The following is a 19344-nucleotide window of genomic DNA, read 5'->3' on the forward strand; positions in this document are numbered from 1 at the left end:
GATGGGATACAATGTTATCAAGGAATAAAAACCTGGTTTAACTATTACAACAAAGAACGTAGACATCAAAATTTGGATAATGAACATCCAATAGCGGTTTATAAACAAAACCTAAAACCAGCAGCATAATGAAAAATAAAAAGAAAGTGGAGTTGTTAACAAAAAAAAGAAGTTATGAGTCTCCCCCCAGACCCCCCTCTTTCAACATCATTAACATCTTATTTTTTTAATATTCTGTCCTAAACATGGGGGGAATTATAACATCCACAGGTCATAAAAAATACAAAACCCAAGACTACAGGTGGTATCAATTGGCTACCTGATAATTCTGGTTTTACGTATCAATTTATTGAGAATACCGATCATCAGCTTAAAGAGTATATGACCGACACTCGGTCGGTACTCTACAAATTGAATACTAACGCTAACCTTTTTACGCAAATATTTCCTCCCAAAACAGGTAAAACTATTCCACTCGAACCTGCCGATTTTCCTATTGTACGTATCAAATCAGACCAATCCAGTTACATTTTTGGAATTATCGGTGGTGTTTCTAGTTACAATGATACGTACATAGCGAACTTAGATAAAAATGTAGATTATTCAAAATTAAACTGGAAACTTCTATTCACTCAAAAAGAGCAAATAAAGAATTATATCGTTTATCAGGATGAACTAATTTACAGAACTTCTAAAAATGCATCGAATTTCAAAATATGTAAAACGTCGATTAAAAACCCGGATTTTGATAATCCAATAGTTTTAGTTGAAGAAAAAAAAGAGAATGTCATTACTGATTTTGAGTATGTAGATGGAGAGTTATTTTATATAACGATAAAAAACGGTGTTGACGCTAAATTTTTTAGTAAAAAAGAGAATATAGAAAAAGAAATAAAACTCCCTCAAGCCTCTGGCAATAGTTATATAGCTTACGAAGGAAATCAACTTAAGGTTTCTCTATACAGTTGGACAAAACCTTATCAAGTATACACATATGATAGAAAAAAAAGAGAATTTACTTTATTAGATGTAAATACGAATGCAAACTATCCCGAATTCAATGATTTTGTAGTTGAAGAAGTTGAAGTTCCTTCTCATGACGGGGTTAAAGTTCCGCTATCTATTATTTATAAAAAAGGATTAAAAAAAGATGGAAATAACCGTTTAATCTCATTAAGTTATGGTGCTTATGGAGCCTCGTTTAGTCCCTTCTTTTCAATTCCGTCATTAACCTGGGTCAATGAAGGTAATATTTGGGCACTCCCCCACGTAAGAGGTGGTGGCGAAAAAGGAAATGATTGGCATAAAGCAGGATTTAAAACTACTAAACCTAATAGTTGGAAAGATTTAATAGCCTGTACTGAATATTTAATAGATCAAGGATACACCTCTTCTAAACTGAATATTGCTTTTGGAGTTAGCGCTGCAGGAATAACGATCGGCAGAGCCATCACAGAACGTCCCGATTTGTTTGCTGTAGCTGTAATGAACTCACCTTCTATTAATTTAATTCGATCAGAAATTCAGCCGAATGGGCCTAACAGTGTCAAAGAATTTGGGACTGTAGAAATCAAAGAAGAATTTGAAGCTCTGCTAAAAATGGATGCTTATCATCATATTAAAAAAGGTATAGATTACCCTTCAACTTTAATTACTACCGGCATGAATGATGGTGCCGTTGTACCTTGGGATCCAGCTAAATTTGTTGCAAAAATGCAAACCACGAACCCAAATAGTAAACCAATATTATTTTCAGTAGATTTTGACGCAAATCATGGAGGTGATGGAACAACAACTACTTTTTATAAAAATATGGTAGACACTTTTGCTTTCGCCCTCTGGCAAACCGGCCATCCTGACTATCAACCCAAGGAATAATTGTAGTTCAAAATCGCGACACTCTTTAATGAAAAATAAACTTTTCTTACTTTTATTGTGTTTATGCTCATGTATTGCACAAAACACAAATACTTTTTCTAAAAACATCATAGTAGTCGATGAAAATAAAAGACAGATAAAAGGTGAAATAATAAAATCATGGCAGCATAAAGATATCTTTGAAGATACTATTCAAGGAATGAGTGTCGAAAGAGCATACAGCGAAATTCTATCCAAAAAAAGGGGCAATACAGTCATAGTTGCTGTTATCGATGGAGGGACTGATATAGAACATGAAGACCTAAAAGATCAAATTTGGGTTAATGAAAAAGAGATCCCAAATAACAACATTGACGATGACAAAAATGGCTATGTAGATGATATCCATGGCTGGAATTTTTTAGGAAGTACAAATGGCGAAAATCAATATTATGCCAGATGGGAATTTGTAAGGATTTTAACTAAAAAAGGGCTTTTAACTAAAGAAGGGCTTGAGCAACCTAAAGAGGAGAAAGATTCGTTAATTCTTGAAGCCATCAAGTTTTATCAAAATGCCAAAAATACTTTAGATACAGATCTACGATATATAGAAGAACAAAATAATTATCTCAAAGAGATAAGAGAAAAGCTCAAAAATTACTTTCCAAATCAAAACTATAATTTCGAAACCTTAAAAACTATAGATACACTTAAGAATCCAGAACTGAGTAGACCTGCAAGAAAACTACATGAATTTCTTACTTACGGGCTCACTCAAGAATCTCTAGATGAATATGCAAAGTATGTTTACAGTATTAGAGATTATAAGTTGAATTATGCGTATAAAGACAGAAAGATTTCCAATGATAATGTAGAACACTTTAACGATACAAATTATGGAAATAATATTATAATCGAAGATAAATCAATTGATACTCATGGGACCTCTGTTTCTGGTCTAATAGCTGCTACAAGAAATAATAATATTGGTATAGATGGTATTGCGGATCATGTGAAATTAATGATCCTAAGAACCGTACCACAAGGTGATGAATACGATAAAGATGTTGCCTTGGCTATTCGTTATGCTGTAGACAATGGGGCCAAAGTGATTAATATGAGTTTTGGTAAATTTTTTTCACCACAAAAAGAAATGGTTTTTGATGCTATACAATATGCTGCAGAAAAAGATGTAGTACTTGTACATGGGTCAGGTAATGACGGTAAAAATCTTGATGTATACAATTTCTACCCTTTAGATTACACTAATAGTGAAGAGTTTGCAAATAATTTTATTAATGTTGGGGCATTAAATACATTTTTGGATCACAGATTACCGGCGTATTTCTCTAACTATGGAAAAAAGAATCTTGACGTTTTTGCACCAGGTAAAGATCTGTATACAACTGCCGTTAATAACAAATATGTAGTAGAAGATGGCACATCACTGGCAGCACCTTTGGTATCTGGTGTGGCAGCCGTGATTAGATCCAGATATCCAGATCTCTCTGCATCTCAAGTAAAGCATATCATTTTAGAATCCGGAAACAGCTATAATATTAACGTTAGATTTCCTGGTAATGCCAAAGGTCCAAAAGCACCCTTTTCAGACCTCTCAAAATCCGGTAAAGTAGTTAATCTTTATAATGCCTTACTTATGGCCGAACAGATTTCAAAAAAACAAAAGTAAAATGAATCAACCGGCTTTTCTAAATGACCAATCCTAATTATTCAATCCACATCACAACAAAAAAATCATCTTTTTTAAATTAAATTGAACAATTTTGTAACATTTTGGTAACTCCTTACGTATAACTAATAAAATGCCCTAAATATTCACGTATTAAATTTCAAGGATAACATAGATGAGACAACTAAAAATTACGAAGCAGGTAACGAATCGTGAGACTGCATCGCTGGATAAATATTTACAGGAAATAGGTAAAGTTGATTTAATTACCGCAGATGAAGAAGTAGAATTAGCACAGCGTATTAAAGCAGGTGACGAAAGAGCCCTTGAAAAACTAACCAAAGCAAACTTACGATTTGTGGTATCTGTTGCAAAACAATATCAAAATCAAGGACTTACTCTTCCTGATTTAATTAATGAAGGAAATCTGGGGCTTATTAAAGCTGCTAAGCGATTTGACGAAACCCGTGGATTTAAATTCATCTCGTATGCCGTTTGGTGGATTCGACAGTCTATTTTGCAAGCTCTTGCAGAGCAATCTCGTATTGTACGTTTACCATTAAACAAAATTGGCTCTATAAATAAGATTAATAAAACATATGCGTTTTTAGAACAATCTCATGAACGTCCGCCAAGTGCAGAAGAAATTGCAAAAGAGCTAGACATGACGATTAACGATGTAAAAGAATCTATGAAAAATTCGGGTCGTCATGTAAGTATGGATGCACCCCTTGTAGAGGGCGAAGATTCTAACTTATACGATGTTTTAAACTCTGGAGAATCACCAAATCCTGATAGAACCTTGCTTCATGAATCGTTAAGAACCGAAATTGAACGCGCTCTTGAAACATTGACACCTAGAGAAGCTGATGTGATTAGACTATACTTTGGTTTGGGAGATCAACACCCTATGACATTAGAAGAAATCGGTGAAACGTTTGATCTCACACGAGAACGTGTTCGCCAAATTAAAGAAAAAGCAATTCGACGCTTAAAGCATACCTCTAGAAGTAAAATATTGAAAACATATTTAGGATAATTTTCTAAATTACAGTTACAAACAGTTTTATACTATAACTGTTCGTTTTTTGATTGATGAATGACCTCCGGCTGATTACCGGAGGTTTTTTTATCCTCATATACTGTAAGCAACTACACTTTCTCTTCCACAACCAATTCTTATTTTGTCGTTTAACTATTATTAATTTTTTAAAAATGAATTAGTTAAAAAATTAAGAACGTATGTAAACCGCTACGCTCTCACATTAAAAATTTTATTACTATTCGTTTCAATAGTAGAGTACAGATCTTGATTTAAAAAAACCATGCAAATGTTTGGATATAAATTCAAGTTATATTTCTAAATTCTTTTTGAGTTCATTTTTCAAATTGAAAATCTGTATATTTAAGTAGTATTTTGAGTAAACTACCACGGGGAAAGTCCACGAGACATATGTTGAAAACAATTTTTCAATTTCAAGGCAGGCCTCGGAGTATTATACTCTTTGGCGGTGCCAATAAATTAACAATAATTATGAGATATATTATAAGTTATGTGAGTACAGTACACCCTGATGTATCAAGTACTGATATATCACAACTTATGGATTATGTGAGAACCTATAATAATACAATTGGTCTTACTGGGATCCTAATGTATTCTGAAGGTAATTTTTTTCAAGTTCTGGAAGGTGAAGAAAAATTAGTTAAAATGATGTTTGAAAGAATTAAACAGGATTCGAAACACTACAATATTATCAAAATGCTGGATTCCCAAATGAATACAAATTCTTTTTCAGAATACCACTCTTCTTTTACTGTAATAGCTGATGACTACAGCAAAAACGAATTACTGGAGTTCCTCAAAAAAGAAAAAGATAATAATCCAGAACATTACAAAAGTATTTCTTACCTCACACAACGTTTTATGAAGCTTCTATAGTTGGCTATTTAGAGACAGAAATAGTACTTTTGCATTAAAATGACTAACCTTGTGGCAAGCCTGGGGGTATGAAGCCCTTTAGCGGTGCCAATAACTATTTCGTATATGACTTCAAAAAAGATCGCACCTTCAGTTTTGGCAGCAGATTTCGCCAATTTACAACGAGATGTCGAAATGATTAATACTAGCAAAGCAGATTGGTTTCATATTGATATTATGGATGGTGTTTTTGTTCCGAATATCTCGTTTGGCATGCCCGTATTAAGAGATATCGCAAAACATGCTACCAAAACCATAGATGTACATTTAATGATCGTAAATCCCGATCGCTATATCAAAACGTTTGCAGATCTGGGAAGCCATATACTTACAGTACATTATGAAGCCTGTACACATTTGCATAGAACCTTACAAGCGATAAAATCAGAAGGTATGAAAGCAGGTGTTGCTATAAACCCACATACTAACGTTGATCTACTCGAAGATAGTATTAACGATATTGATTTGGTTTGTATAATGAGTGTAAATCCTGGATTTGGCGGTCAATCTTTTATCGAAAACACGTATGATAAAGTGAAAAAACTCAAAAAAATTATTACAACCCGCAACGCCGGTACGTTAATCGAAATTGACGGTGGAGTAACCGATAAAAACGCGAAACAATTAGTCGAGGCCGGAGCAGATGTATTGGTAGCAGGTAGCTTCGTGTTTAAAAGCGAACATCCTACTGATACCATAGCGTCTTTAAAAGAACTTGTTAATTCTTAAATGACAACCTTTATAATAGTTTCGAAGGACTCGATACACTTCTTCATCCAGTGGAAGCACTCGAATTGACAGACTTTGAATACAATAATTAAAATGCACAACAGATTAAATGAAGCATCTAGATATAATTATAATTGGCGGCGGACCCATTGGTATTGCATGTGCACTCGAAGCCCAAAAGAAAGGTTTTGATTATCTTATTATCGAAAAAGGAACTATTGTAAATTCTCTGTACAATTATCCCATCAACATGCAATTTTTTTCATCTTCAGAAAAGCTTGAGATTGATAATATTCCTTTTATTAGTAAAGAAGCCAAACCTAAACGCAATGAAGCCTTAGAGTATTATCGTCGCATCGTTACTTCTAATAATTTGAATATTCATTTATTCGAAATGGTGAATTCAATCCGCAAAAGAGATACTATTTTTGAGATAGATACACAAAAACAAAGCTATACAGCTTCTTTCATAATTGTCGCGACAGGATTTTACGACATCCCGAATACCATGGATGTACCTGGAGAAAACCTTCCAAAAGTATCTCATTATTATAAAGAACCTCATTATTATGCAAAACAGAAATTAGCCATTGTAGGCGCAAGTAATTCGGCAGTAGACGCCGCATTAGAATGTTATCGCAAAGGTGCAGAGGTAACTATGATCGTTCGCGGACCTGAAATTGGAAAACGGGTAAAATACTGGGTTAAACCTGATATTTTAAATAGAATAGCAGAAGGAAGTATCAAAGTACATTACAATGCTACCGTTCTTGAAATTCTGGAGGATAAAATACGCATTGCAACACCTAAGGGTAATTATACTATTGAAAATGACTATGTATTGGCTTTGACCGGATACAAGCCAAATTTTGAATTTCTCGAAAATAGTGGTATAACACTTACCAATGACAAAAAATTATATCCTGAATACAACCAAGAAACTATGGAATCTAACGTTGAGAATTTATACCTCGCCGGGGTCATTTGTGGCGGAATGGACACGCATCTATGGTTTATAGAGAATTCGAGAATTCACGCAAAAACTATACTAGATTCGATTACAAAAAAAACAGTGAATTAGTTTAAACTTTTTTCGATTTTAATTCAATGACCATACGTTCGCTAGACTGATATTAATCGCCGCTTAGTCTCGAGAGAATGCTTAAAATGTACCAAAATAATAACATTAGAGAAGCAAACAACCCTAGTGAAGCTCCTACGTACTGATCTTCTGCATATTTGTGAACCATATTCGATGTTTGATAAAGAATAGATCCGGAAGCAAGAACTACCATACCTACACTAAACCAAAGCCCAAGATTGAAACCAAATAAAAGACCTGCAACAATTAATCCTAATGCTATAAAAAATCCAATTGTTAAAATAGAACGAAGGAAAGAAAAGTCTTTTTTGGTTAGCAATACAATGGCAGACAGTCCTGTAAACAATGCTAGCGTTAAAATTGCTGCCTGATTCAGGATATTTGCTCCTCCGTTTTCGGCAATCATCATGGCAATCCCGATTAAAGGAATAAAAATGAATGCCTCGGCCACTACGTATAGTAAAAGACCTAGGTATTGCTGATTAATATTATGTGTTCGATGAGCCATTTTTTCAGCATACGTAGTTGCTAGCATAAAACCACCTAACATTAATAGCCATCTCCAGCCTTGAGTCATTGAAAAGGCAAAATTAACGACGGTTTCAGATTGAAAAAAAATCCACTCGACGACTACAAAAAGTAGCACGGCCATAGCAAGATGAGTGTATGTCTTTTTGTAAAATGCGACCCTCTTTTCATCTGACAAGGCGCTTACCGGTAGTACCTGTTGAAATTCTTCCATAATTTTAATTAGTTAACGTTGTTTATCATTGTAAATATAGTAAACTCTTATTACTTCATGGTGTATCATTACAAATGAGCCCCTATATTACTCGAAATATCGAAAATTAAGCATACGCATGACGTACGTATAGATCTTAGGAAATTTTTCTTTCAACTCTTGAGGAGATTCCATAAAAACTTCAACTAATACCGCAATAAACTCAAACTTATCTGTGTAGGCATACTCTCTTAAAATTTTGGTATCGACAATTTTCTTTCGTATTTCTGCCGAACCCAAATACTGTTCTAGTTGCAAAAAAGTATCATAAAAAATTTCAGAACTTATATCATTATTTCGTATTGAATTGTAGTGAATGGCATGCGTTATCTCATGAATTCCCAAACTTTTTCCGCTGTCCTGATGTAAATTCCCTTTCTGGAAATCCTTCCACGAAAGTGCCAGGGCTTTCGACCTTGGATTAAACTCTCCGATATTTTCAGTTTGATTTAGAATAGAATAAAATGATGATGGATATACAATTATAGTATGTAAATATTCTAATAAATAGTGACGCATTCCAAAAGTAAGTTGAATCACCATCATAGCGATTTGCATTCGCATAAAATCATCTACGACCAGGCCTTCTCTGCCTACAAAATTAGTATTCTCAATAAATTTAGCTGTTCTATGAGCAAAATATTGCTTTCTTCTGGCATCGAGTTGATTGTAAAAGTCATTGTCTTGCACAAAAACCTGTAAATTACGAGGTAGTATTTTTAAATTCGGATAAAAATGGATATAGTAGGGCTTTTGATAGTATTTTACATAAATTGACTCAAGGTATCGCAAGACATAATAAATACAAATTGATACAATACCTAAAGTGACTGCTAATCCCAGCGCAATCTGAAACAAAGAGTTTACAGGTTCGTCCTGTACGTATGCAAGTAAATGATTCAAAAATTAATACTGTAGGTTAAGGAAATTAAAAATAGTATTTTAGAAATTAAAATTACGTAAAAAGCAGGTTTTAACATTAATTCACACGGTAACAACGAGTTTAGCTATCGTTCTATTGTTTAAAGGCGATGTGCTCTATCCGGAGTCAGGGTCATGGGAAGAGTATCGAAAAAAAAACTGCTTCGCTATACGTATTAATAGACTAGATTATCTTTTTGTTTTATAGGCAAATTAACAGAAAATAACACAAATCTTCATAGGCTATTTATCTTCCCGTTTTTCATTTTTCATAAAATTTGCGGGGCTTTGACCGTACTTTGCTTTAAAAGTCTTACTAAAATATTGTACATCCTGATATCCTACTGCATAGGCGATATCTGCAATTTTATAGGCCTGATTCTTTAACAAATCCATCGCATAATTCATTTTAAACTCTTTGATATACTCAGCAGGTCCTACTCCGGTTAATGCCTTTATCTTTCTACTTAAATGTACTCTGCTTAGCCCGATTTCGTTACTTAAAAAATCTACTGTAAAATTTGGTTTGTCGAATTGCTCTTCAATAATGGTGATCACCTGTTTCATTAACTTTTCATCAAAGCTGTTCATTTTCAATACAGTAGGCTTAGTAAGAGTATCGTTATCTCTAAACCGGAGTCTTATTAAGTTTCTATTTTTGATAATATTTTTAATTCTGGTCTTAAGCTCGGTAAGACTAAAAGGTTTTGCTATATAATCATCTGCACCCAATTCAAGTCCTTCAATCTTATGCATTTGAGAATCTTTTGCAGTAAGTAATAAGACCGGTATGTGGCACAATTCTTTGGTTTGTTTTATACGTGCGCACAACTCTAAACCATCCATTTTTGGCATCATAATATCACTAATAACTACATCTGGAGCTTCTCTTTGCACTTTCTTTAGCCCTTGTAAACCATTTTTAGCTGTGATTACGGTATAGTATGGTTCTAATTGTTGTTTTAAGTATTGTTTTAATTCTTCATTATCTTCGACTAGTAAAATGACTTCCTTTTTTTCATATTCGCCCGACTTCTTCTTGTTTGACAGCGGTGTGTTTTGAAGCTCTAGAGGAACCGGTTTTACAAAAGCACTATCTTCTTTTTCGAGAGAGATTTCAGCCATTTTAAAAGGTAAATTTACAATAAAAGATGTGCCTTTACCTTTGTTACTTATAGCACGAATATCACCTTGCATAAGTTTCACCAAAGATTTGGTTAATGATAATCCAATTCCTGCTCCTGATTGTTTTTTTTCACCCTTGTAAAACCGGTCAAAAATTTTGTCTAGCTTGTTTTTAGAAATACCTATACCGGTATCACTTATTTTGACTGTATATCGTAGTCGCTTTTGGTGCTCTTCTACGTCTAAAGTTACCTTTATTTTACCGCCTTCAGGAGTGAACTTAAACGCGTTGGACAATAGATTATAGAAGACTTTCTCAATTTTATCCTTATCTGCAAGAACAGGTCGCTCATTTTTGTTAGGTTGACCAAACGATAAGGCAATTTGCTTTTTATCTGCCACCACCTTAAAAGATGATACAATATCCTCGATAATCGCTTCTATATAAAGTGGTTGTTCTTTGAGTTGAGAATGACCTGTTTCTATTTCCCTAATCTCTAAAATTTGATTAATTAATAAAGATAATCGCTTAGCATTAAAATACATTATTTTTATTCTAGAACGCAACCATTTTTCTTGATTTCCAGAACTGATCATCTCTTCTAAAGGACCCAAAATTAAAGTTAACGGAGTTCTAAATTCATGAGAAACATCTATAAAATATTTCAATTTGAGATCATGAATTTCTTTCCATTTTTCTTTTTCAATTTGTTGTATTCGTAAATCATTTTTGAGCTGCGTGCTCTTAATTGCGTTATATCGAATAGCATACATGGTTAAACCAATTAAAATTACATAGATGCAATACGCCCACCAGGTTTTCCAAGGCGGTGGTAGTATCGTAATATGTAAAGACGTGGGGGTAGCACTCCAGACATTATCGGTATTGGCAGATTTTACAAGAAAGGTATACTTACCATCGGCTAGATTAGTATAGGTTGCTTCGTTACGAGTTTGGCTGTACACCCAATCACTATCAAATCCTTTAAGCATATATGCATATTGATTGTGATCTGACCGCAAGAAATTAAGGGATCGAAATGCCACACTAAACACCGATTGAAAATAGTCCAATGTAATCGCAGAAGTTTTACTAATATCTTTGGTAAGAATATTGCTATTATCACCCGGGGTGATATCCTTATTAAAAATTTTTAGCGCAGTAAGTACCGGGCTAGGACTATAAGTATTCAAACTTAATTGATCTGGATGAAATTGAACATAGCCGTTGCTCCCCCCTATTAATAGAAAGCCCTGTTTTGTTCTATAAAACGCTCCTTCATTAATTTCTTCTAACGGAAAACCTGTGTTATAAGAATAACTTCTAAGTATGTGATCTTGATTCAAACTAACTTCGGCAACCATATCTGATGTAATCACCCATCTGTGATTGGGATTCATATTTTCTAAGGTTCCTAATACGATGTTACTACCTAAACCTGATACAGTATGCCATCGATTGCATTTTTTAGATGTACTATCATAAGCGATAAGTCCTTTCCCGTTTGTTGACAACCAGAGCTTTCCATTTTTGGCCAGAGATATATGATTAAATTCTGTACATTGAAAGGATGTGTCACCAACAGTAAACTGCGTTAATTGTTCGATGGTGCCTAAGGCGGGATCAAAAATAATAATACCAGATCCTTGTGTAGCCAGATACACTAAACCATCTTTGATTTCAATTGCTTTAATAGGATCACGCTTGATCAAAGTGTTTAACGCTTCCCTATTGGGATAAACTATATACTGTTTCTTTTTATAGTCGAATTTTTGTAATCCATTCTCGTCTGTTCCCATCCACAAACTTCCCTGCTCATCTGCGGTAATACAATTAATAATTGCGTCTCTTAAATAATTAAATTCGGGAGGTTGTGTTGCAGAGACTCGAATTAGCTTGTTGGTTACAGTATTAAGGTAATGTAATCCTTTTTTAAATACGCCAATCCAAAGTGTATACTGTGGATCTCTATACAAAGACTTTATCGTACTTCTGATTTGTGAAGAATCAACTAACCTATGATGCTTTTTTTCGTTAATATCATAAATATTTAACCCTCCTCTTTCTGTCCCAACAAAAATAGTTTCTTCATCAGGGTTAACTTCAAATGCTCCTACTACGTTATAACTTAGTGAATTGGTGTTACCACTACTATTATAGAAATGTTTGAACCTTTGATTGTGGATATCGTAGATAGAAACACCCCCAAAATACGTTCCTACCCAAATACTGCCCTTTTTATCTTTGAAAAGTGATCTAATACTACCGTGTGATAATCCTTTGGGATCTCCATCCTGATAGTCGATGGTCACCATTTGATTAAAATCTTGAAATACGTTTAATCCTTTAAATGTACCTATCCAAAGATCATGGTCATCTATAAGTAATGTCCTGATGCGATTATCAGAAATTCGATGTTGAGTATTCAATGCATTTGTATGATAATGCCCTAATACATTTCCGTTTGTATCAAATTTGAACAATCCACTACCGTAGGTACCAGCCCATATTTCTTGATCTGTAACGACAAGAGATTGAACTCGCTGTATAGGTTTGTTCTTTTCTTCTTCAGGATGAAAGGATTTTAATTTTTTATTAAGAACATCGTACTGAAAGATACCTTTTTTACTAGTTCCCAGTAGTAATTGTCTATTATCACTTTGTGTAATAGAAGTGACAGCGTATTTCTTAGAAGGATGACGATCATAAAGTGCCATGAGATCAGAGCTAAATTCTTCATTCTTCGAGTCAAAGTGTACAAGTCCAAAATTACCTCCTACCCAGATTTTATTTTCTGTAGTAATATAAAGTACATTAATTAAAGGGGTTTCGTTATTTGCGACATCTAGCTTATAGTTATGAAATAATTTCAGACCTCTATTATACGTACTTAAACCTACATCTGTAGCGATCCATATATTTCCTAAAGTGTCTTCTTTAATATCCTTTATAATATTACCCGATATAGATGTACTGTCACCTACTTGATTTTTGAATACCTTAAATTGATAACCATCATAAAGATTAAGACCATCTCTGGTTCCCAACCACATAAATCCAAATCGATCTTGATGCATACATAAAATAGAACTTTGAGATAGTCCTTCTTTTACAGTGAGATGATCAAAATAAAAACTGTTTTCGACAAATGAAGCGTTTTGAGCCCGAAGAATAAAGCTATTTAAATTTAGAACAACAGCCAGATAGAGAAAAAAATTACAAAAATTCAAGAATCACAATTTTACAGGAACATACTGCTTTTTTAACATAAACTCAAATATTTTAAATCATTTATTTTTTTAAAATGCGTATACCCGTTATATTTGTTTGGCTTTTAGAATATATTGTTACTTCTCTACTATTTTGAAGTTCTTCTATATGTAGAATTTTCAAAATATGATTATGTATTCCATTTCAATAAAGCGTATAGCTTTGCTATGCTCCCTTATATTTATTTTTTCTAGCACAATCCAGGCACAAGTGCGTGTAAAAACCTCTATTAATTCTTTATGGAAATTTAATAAACAAGAGGAAAGCCCATCTAAAACTAATATAAATACGAATAACTGGGAAATTGTTAACCTGCCACATACGTGGAATAACGAGGATGTATTAGACGATGGAAATCGCGGTTATTATCGCGGTAAAGGCTGGTACTACAAGAAACTGGAGGTTGAATTCAAGACTTCGACAAAAAATTATTTTCTACATTTTGAAGGGGCTAACCAACACACAAAAATTTTTGTAAATGGCTCACAAGCCGGAGAGCATAAAGGAGGGTATAGTGCTTTTACAATAGATATAACGCCTTATTTATTAAAAGATCAGAGCAATGAGTTATTAATTATGGTCGATAACGCTCACGATAAAAACATTCCCCCACTCTCTGCCGACTTCACTTTTTTTGGAGGCATTTACCGCGATGTTTTTCTTATTGAAACATCCAAAACTCACTTTAATTTGCTGGATTATGGATCAAAAGGAATTTTTGTGAGTACACCCAAAGTAAGCTCCGACAAAGCAAACATTCAAATTAAAGGTAGCATTAGAAGTGCTTCAAAAAACTTAAAAACTCACAGTGTACACTATACAATTTACGATTCGAAAGGAACTACTGTTGCACAAGGCAACACTCAAATTACTTCAGGAAAAAAAGATGAGTTATCAATTTTTCTTATAGATAAAATTGAGATAAAAAACCCTGCATTATGGTCTCCCGATACACCTGACCTGTATACATTAGACATTTCCATACATAAAAAAGAAGAAGTTTTGGATCGAGAGTATATTAATTTTGGTATTCGAACCTTCTCTTTTGATGCAAATACAGGTTTTTATCTCAATGAAAAGCCTCTTAAACTAATTGGTGCCAATAGACATCAGGATTTCCCGGGAAAAGGGAATGCTCTAAGCGATGATACACATCGTAGTGATCTTAGATTGATAAAGGAAATGGGGGGTAACTTTATTAGGTTGGCGCATTATCCGCAAGACCCTGCTATTCTTGAAGAAGCCGATAGAATAGGTCTAATGGTTTGGGAAGAAACTCCGCTAGTAAACGAAGTAACACTATCAAAAGAACATGATCAAACTAGTGAGATCATGCTAAAAGAAATGATACGACAACATTACAACCATCCCTCTGTAATCATGTGGGGGTATATGAATGAGATTTACTGGGCGCATCGTTTTATTGATAAAGACATAGTCGACCAGCACACCAAGGCAACTGTAAACCTGGCAAAAAAACTAGAAGCTATAGCCAGAAAAGAAGATCCTACACGCTATACAGCTATGGCTTTGCACAAATATCCCCTTTATGAGGGCTCTAAAATCGATGAAATCCCACAAATCGTTGGTTGGAATTTATACCATGGTTGGTATTACGACACCTTTGATGACTTTGGAAAATTTTTAGACGAACAGCACAAAAAACATCCAAATCGCATTCACTTTGTGAGTGAATTTGGTGCCGGAAGCGATCCCCGATTTCACAGTTTGCATCCCGAAAGATTTGACTTTACCATAGAAGGGCACAAACGAATGATGGAAAGTTATTATCAACAAATCATGGAACGCCCTTACATTTCGGGAGCAACGGTGTGGAATTTAATAGATTTTAGTTCTGAAAGACGAATTGACCCCAATCCACACGTTAACAATAAAGGGCTGGTATCGGCAAATCGTAAACCTAAAGATGTATATTTCTTTTTTAAAGCTGCGTTATCAAAAAAACCTTATCTTAAAATTGCCGAAACGAACTGGACAGATCGATCAGATCTACAAACAAAAAAACTTCCGGTACAGGTCTACAGTAATCTGGAAAAAATTGAATTGTTCCAAAATGGAAAATCATTGGGGCTACAAAAAGTGATCAATCATTCGGCCACCTGGGAAGTCATGTTTCAAGAAGGGAAGAATGTTTTTGAAGCTATCAACCCTTTAGAGAAGTATCCCAAAGACATTCTGACCATTAATTATAAAGGTATTCCTGAAAAAATTTCTAATAAAGATAATGTAGACATTAGTATAAACTCGGGGAGTAACCATAGTTTTTACGATCCTATAGGAAAGAATACATGGTTGGTAGATAAAAAATATGAGAGCGGTAGCTGGGGGTATTTAGATGGAGAACCCCTGTATGTAGCAAAAAAAATTGGAACAAAAGAAGACATTCTTACCCTAAAAGAGGATATAGGACTCTATCAAACCATGCGAAGAAATACTGCTGGATATCAATTTGATCTTAAAGATGGCTGGTACGAAGTTGAATTGCTTTTTGTGGAACATTATCCGAAATCCAGACGGTTTGTTGATGGAGTAGAGTCTCCTAAACACAAAGGAGGAACATCTGTTTTTGATGTCATTGTTAATAATAGTACAGTGCTTAAAAACTTAGACATGCTTAAAACCTATGGATACAACTATCCTATTAGAAAAAAGGTAATTATTAGAAGTACAAAAAACAAAGGAATTCGAGTACACCTTAAAAGTAAACAAGGTAGCACATTCATTAGTGCCATTAGAATAAGAAGTCTTTAATTAAATGCAAATTTTTGGGTTACTATTTTATTATGATCAGGTTAATTTAAGTTTAAATTAACAATTTTACTATAAATGTTACAGATACCCCGTACTCTTGATACATATTCACCGTACGATTATAATTCTTTTATAACATCTTTACCATAAGAGTTACTTCAAAACGCAGTAAGATGTTTTAAAGTATATCTAAGAGCCAAAGATCATTAAAGTTTGGATAATGAATACACTCATTATTCTCCATTAAAATTTAACCTAATAAAAATGAAGAAAAAAATTACTAGTATTTTTTTGTTTCTACTTATCTGTGGTATTTCTTTCGCCCAGGATACAAAAGTGGTTACAGGAACAGTTATTGACCCCGAGGCGAATTATCCTTTATTCGGTGCTACCGTGGTTCTTCTAGACGGTAGTGGATCTACACTTACAGGTGTGGTTACCAATGAATTCGGAGAATTTACCATTAGAACAAAAGCCTCTGGAAATGCAAAAATCGAAGTAAGCTACATTGGCTTTGCTACCAGGTCATTTGGCATCGAATTGTCGGGATCCCAGGTAGATGTCGGTAATGTTCTTATGAACAAAAATGCCGCAGAACTCGATCAGGTAGTTGTAATCGGTAATGTCGAAGGAAAGTCAAAAGCTTTAAACCTACAACGAACAGCCGATAATATCAAAAATGTGGTTTCTGCCGATTTAATTGGTCGCTTTCCTGATCTAAACGTGGCCGAGGCACTGCAAAGAGTACCTGGAGTAAATATTCAAAGAGACAAAGGAGAAGGATCGACTATTAGTATTAGAGGAACCCCTCTCAACTTCACGACGGTGCAAATTAATGGTGAACAGATTCCTAGTGTTCAACAAAACGGTGCTAGAACAGAGTCTTTAGATTTAATTCCTGTAGATCAATTAGCCTCTATGGAAATTACCAAAGTACCCACCCCTGATATGGATGGGGATGCCGTTGGAGGTACTGTTAATTTGAGAACACCTATAGCAAGAAGATTCAATCTTGGTGTAAAGGCGGAATCCGGTATTGGATATAACGATATTTCTGATGGTCTTAATGCGTTGAATAAATTACGTCTGGATAAGCGATTTTTTAAAACAGATATAGTTCCTAATGGAAAACTAGGGATTATTTTAGGTGGAAGTATGTATAGTTCAAATAATTCAGAACATAGAAATGATGCACGATGGGGTGGACTACCCATTACCACAGATGTATCACAGGAAGAAGTTATTGTCATGGATCAGTATGAATACAGGCTAACCGAAAATGAAAGAGAACGGTATGGAATTACCGGAACATTAGATTATAAATTTGATGAAAATAATAGCCTTGTTTTTAACTATATGTATAATCGAAGAGAAGATACAGATGTACGTAATCGCTTTCGATTTGATATGGATACCGATCGAGGTGCACGGTATCAAACTTTAGATTCTATTACAGGAAGCGGTGCAAGAGCACGTCGTGATATTAATGTATTTAACGAATTAAAAGAAAATCAAACTTTTAACCTTGAAGGATCGCACACTTTAGGTAGCTGGGATATCGATTGGGGAGCATTTTATACTTTTTCAGAACGAGATTTCACTTCAGACCGAGCAGATTTCGGAGCAGAAGATGTTACCATAATTGCAGATAATCCTTTGGGGATTTATGGCGAAGAACCTAATTTCAGACTATCAACAAATGATCCTAGTGTATATAATCCGTTTATTTATGATGAAGTAAGACGATATGAAGAAGATATAGAAAAAACTGAAGCCGATAATTTGGTAGGTAAACTCAACATTACCAAAAATATATTGCTAGGTCAAGATCAGTTAACCATAAAGTTTGGAGGGAAGTACCGTACCCAAACCAATCAAAAATTTAGAGATAACCGAATTTTTGTAATCAATGATCCCAACGATGTTGTTAGAGAAGAAGAATTCTTTTTAAGATCACTATCAGGAGTAGAGCCTACGAATTATCTGTATGGAGACTATCGTTTCGGACCACTTATTGGGCAGACCGAATTTATGAACGTAATTGATAATAATCGACGGTTTTTAGATGGTGATCGATTAGACTGGAATTCTAGACAAATCTCTTTTAATGATACCTATGAAGCTCAAGAAGATATTTATGCGGCCTATGCTATGGGAAAAATAAAGTTTAACAAATTGATGATCTTAGCAGGTCTGCGATATGAAAGAAATGAGGTTAGCTATGATGCCTTCGATGTTGTAAGGGTAGGTAATACTTCAGAAGCTACACCAATATCCGGAGGTAATGATTTTGATTTCTTTTTACCTAACGTACATGTTAAATATAATATTACAGATTATACATCGCTACGCTTATCTACAGTATTTAATTATGCTCGCCCTGATTTTGTTGATTTAGTACCTTTTGTAGATTTTGATGTTGATGCCAATAGATTAATTTTAGGAAATTCAGAACTTACACCAGCTGAAGCTCTCAATATTGATTTAATGTTTGAACACTATTTTCAGGATGTTGGTGTCTTTTCTATAGGAGGTTTTTATAAAAAAATCGATGATTTTCAGTTTGATAGAATAGATAACTCATTAACAGAAGATGCCCCGGGATTTCCAGGAACTGTCGGTTTTGAATTTCGCCAAAAACAAAATGGAGAAACAGCTACAGTAGCAGGGATTGAATTTAATTTTTTCCGAACACTAGGATTTTTACCGGGAATTTTAAAGAATTTTAATGTAGAAGGAAATTATACGTATGCATATTCTGATTCTGATACGCAATTTAGAACAGGAGTACCCTTACAGGGGCAAGCAGAGCATACGTTTAATGCAGCGTTGGCTTTCAATTATAAGGCATTTTCTGCTAGGGTATCAGCAAATTACAATGGCGAATTTTTAACTGGGTTAGCTAGTACTGAAGATAATGATCTAATACAAAAAGATCGGCTCCAAATTGATGCGAATGCGTCAATTATGTTAGGGAAAAGGTTACGATTTTACGTAGAAGGGATCAACTTAAATAATGAGCCCACTATCAGATACCAGGGTAATACTAGCAGAATTTCGCGTAGAGCATTTTTTGGTTGGTCAACAAGAGCCGGAGTAAGTTATACGCTTTAAT

Annotated in this window: 11 protein-coding genes; 8 read left to right on the forward strand and 3 right to left on the reverse strand. The window is 34.3% G+C overall.

Features of this window, described 5'->3' with window-relative positions:
- The first annotated feature begins 273 nt into the window (after positions 1-273).
- The 6 genes from J8281_RS15840 to J8281_RS15865 all read left to right on the forward strand — a co-directional run bounded on the left by J8281_RS15840 (position 274) and on the right by J8281_RS15865 (position 7338).
- A complete protein-coding gene (locus tag J8281_RS15840) occupies positions 274-1878 on the forward strand; it encodes a prolyl oligopeptidase family serine peptidase (protein WP_371812628.1) in 1605 nt (534 codons plus the stop codon).
- A gap of 28 nt (positions 1879-1906) precedes the next feature.
- Entirely contained in the window at positions 1907-3547 is a 1641-nt protein-coding gene (locus tag J8281_RS15845; RefSeq protein WP_210198632.1) for a S8 family serine peptidase, read from the forward strand.
- Positions 3548-3722: 175 nt separating this feature from the next.
- Positions 3723-4586, forward strand: a complete 864-nt coding sequence (locus J8281_RS15850) for an RNA polymerase sigma factor RpoD/SigA (RefSeq protein WP_024772554.1) — start codon at positions 3723-3725, stop codon at positions 4584-4586.
- A gap of 495 nt (positions 4587-5081) precedes the next feature.
- Positions 5082-5489 carry a BLUF domain-containing protein gene (locus J8281_RS15855; RefSeq protein ID WP_210198633.1) on the forward strand — a complete coding sequence of 136 codons (408 nt, stop codon included), beginning with the start codon at positions 5082-5084 and terminating at the stop codon, positions 5487-5489.
- Between the two features lie 105 nt (positions 5490-5594).
- Complete coding sequence (rpe, locus tag J8281_RS15860; protein ID WP_210198634.1) at positions 5595-6257, forward strand: ribulose-phosphate 3-epimerase; 663 nt, start codon at positions 5595-5597, stop codon at positions 6255-6257.
- A gap of 109 nt (positions 6258-6366) precedes the next feature.
- Positions 6367-7338, forward strand: a complete 972-nt coding sequence (locus J8281_RS15865) for a YpdA family putative bacillithiol disulfide reductase (RefSeq protein WP_210198635.1) — start codon at positions 6367-6369, stop codon at positions 7336-7338.
- A 52-nt stretch (positions 7339-7390) separates the two neighbouring features.
- Here J8281_RS15865 and J8281_RS15870 read toward each other — a convergent pair whose 3' ends face one another.
- The 3 genes from J8281_RS15870 to J8281_RS15880 form a co-directional block, all read right to left on the reverse strand.
- Complete coding sequence (locus tag J8281_RS15870) at positions 7391-8101, reverse strand: Bax inhibitor-1 family protein (RefSeq protein ID WP_210198636.1); 711 nt, start codon at positions 8099-8101, stop codon at positions 7391-7393.
- Positions 8102-8188: 87 nt separating this feature from the next.
- Positions 8189-9043, reverse strand: a complete 855-nt coding sequence (locus J8281_RS15875; protein ID WP_210198637.1) for a zinc-dependent peptidase — start codon at positions 9041-9043, stop codon at positions 8189-8191.
- 261 nt (positions 9044-9304) lie between these two features.
- The gene (locus J8281_RS15880) at positions 9305-13417 is read right to left on the reverse strand and encodes a two-component regulator propeller domain-containing protein (RefSeq protein ID WP_371812626.1); all 4113 of its coding nucleotides are present in this window, start codon (positions 13415-13417) and stop codon (positions 9305-9307) included.
- A gap of 172 nt (positions 13418-13589) precedes the next feature.
- Here J8281_RS15880 and J8281_RS15885 point away from each other — a divergent pair, with 172 nt between their 5' ends.
- Together J8281_RS15885 and J8281_RS15890 are read left to right on the forward strand one after the other, a co-directional pair.
- The gene (locus J8281_RS15885; RefSeq protein WP_210198639.1) at positions 13590-16229 is read left to right on the forward strand and encodes a glycoside hydrolase family 2 TIM barrel-domain containing protein; all 2640 of its coding nucleotides are present in this window, start codon (positions 13590-13592) and stop codon (positions 16227-16229) included.
- A 264-nt stretch (positions 16230-16493) separates the two neighbouring features.
- Positions 16494-19343: a TonB-dependent receptor gene (locus tag J8281_RS15890; protein WP_210198640.1), complete on the forward strand. Its 2850-nt coding sequence runs from the start codon at positions 16494-16496 to the stop codon at positions 19341-19343.
- Position 19344: the final 1 nt, after the last annotated feature.

It is taken from the genome of Aquimarina sp. U1-2, from assembly GCF_017897595.1.
GTDB lineage: Bacteria > Bacteroidota > Bacteroidia > Flavobacteriales > Flavobacteriaceae > Aquimarina.

Bases quoted from the DNA above. Each gene is read 5' to 3' on its own strand.
- J8281_RS15845 (WP_210198632.1), top strand. From the start codon at position 1,907: ATGAAAAATAAACTTTTCTTACTTTTATTGTGTTTATGCTCATGTATT.
- J8281_RS15850 (WP_024772554.1), top strand. From the start codon at position 3,723: ATGAGACAACTAAAAATTACGAAGCAGGTAACGAATCGTGAGACTGCA.
- J8281_RS15855 (WP_210198633.1), top strand. From the start codon at position 5,082: ATGAGATATATTATAAGTTATGTGAGTACAGTACACCCTGATGTATCA.
- rpe (WP_210198634.1), top strand. From the start codon at position 5,595: ATGACTTCAAAAAAGATCGCACCTTCAGTTTTGGCAGCAGATTTCGCC.
- J8281_RS15865 (WP_210198635.1), top strand. From the start codon at position 6,367: ATGAAGCATCTAGATATAATTATAATTGGCGGCGGACCCATTGGTATT.
- J8281_RS15870 (WP_210198636.1), bottom strand. From the start codon at position 8,101: ATGGAAGAATTTCAACAGGTACTACCGGTAAGCGCCTTGTCAGATGAA.
- J8281_RS15885 (WP_210198639.1), top strand. From the start codon at position 13,590: ATGTATTCCATTTCAATAAAGCGTATAGCTTTGCTATGCTCCCTTATA.
- J8281_RS15890 (WP_210198640.1), top strand. From the start codon at position 16,494: ATGAAGAAAAAAATTACTAGTATTTTTTTGTTTCTACTTATCTGTGGT.